Origin of the sequence: Methylobacterium mesophilicum (assembly GCF_022179445.1) — a bacterium.
In the GTDB taxonomy this organism is placed as follows: domain Bacteria; phylum Pseudomonadota; class Alphaproteobacteria; order Rhizobiales; family Beijerinckiaceae; genus Methylobacterium; species Methylobacterium mesophilicum.
Window position 1 is genome coordinate 1 of the sequence record NZ_BPQU01000085.1, and the last position, 973, is coordinate 973.

The window sequence follows — 973 nt, forward strand, 5'->3', positions numbered from 1 at the left end:
TGTGACGCCGTTCTCAATCTGCCACCCTGAAGTCAAAATGCCAAAGTAGTGCTAGAGCGTAAACCCCAGCACCTCGCGCTGGACGCGCCCGTTGAAGCGCTCGACCATGCCGTTGGATTTAGGCGTGTAGGGACGCGTCTTGCGATGCTGCACACCGTGCCGCTGGCAGGCGGCCTCAAACGCATCGGCCGTGAAGCATGAGCCGCGGTCGGTGAGCACGTGGGTGACTTTGAACGGAAAGGCCCCGAGCGCGTCCGTGAGGAAGGCCACCGCCGAGGCCGTGGTTTCGTCGTCCTTGACGGCGAGGTGCACGTAGCGGGAGGCGCGATCGATGGCGACGTACAGGTAGCGCTTGCGCGAGACGCGGTCGCGATCCTGCAGCTTGGGCAGGTGCTTCACATCGACGTGGATGAAGCCGACCTCGTAGTCCTTGAAGGTGCCGTGTGGCTTGCGGGCCTGCTCGGCGGGCGGCAGCCGATTAAGGCCCTGGGCCTTGAGGATGCGGTAGACCGCATCCCGGTTCAGGTGCGGCAGGAAGTGGCTGACGATGAAGGTCAGTGCATCTAGAGGAAAGCCGGTGGAGCGGCGGAGCACGCGCACGATGGCGCGCTCCTCATCGGTGGCTTTCCAGGGCAGCTTGTGGGGTCGAGCCGAGCGGTCCTGACACGCATCGGGACCGCGATTGCGCCATTTGCGGATGGTCTCGGTGGACACGCCGTAGCGCTTGGCCAGCACCCCGGAGCGCTCGTACGAGCGGGCGATCTCGGCGCGGACAGCCGGGGTGGTGCGAGCTTGGGGATGGATGGCGAGCATCAGCGGGCCGTCCTGGAAGAACGGCGGCGCACACCTGCAAACCGCCACGCATAGGCTTTGATCGCCCAACGCGCCGCATCCCAACGACGTTCCGCAACCAAACAACTAGCATTACAGTTGCGTTTTTGGCTTTTTCGTCGTCGGCGTGTTTTGCTGGGCT

1 pseudogene is annotated in these 973 nt (G+C 64.2%); it reads right to left on the reverse strand.

What is annotated here, in order from left to right:
- Positions 1 to 54: 54 nt before the first annotated feature.
- Positions 55 to 813 (reverse strand): annotated as a pseudogene (locus tag MFF40_RS28310) (DDE-type integrase/transposase/recombinase); the annotation flags it as partial.
- Positions 814 to 973 lie beyond the last annotated feature (160 nt).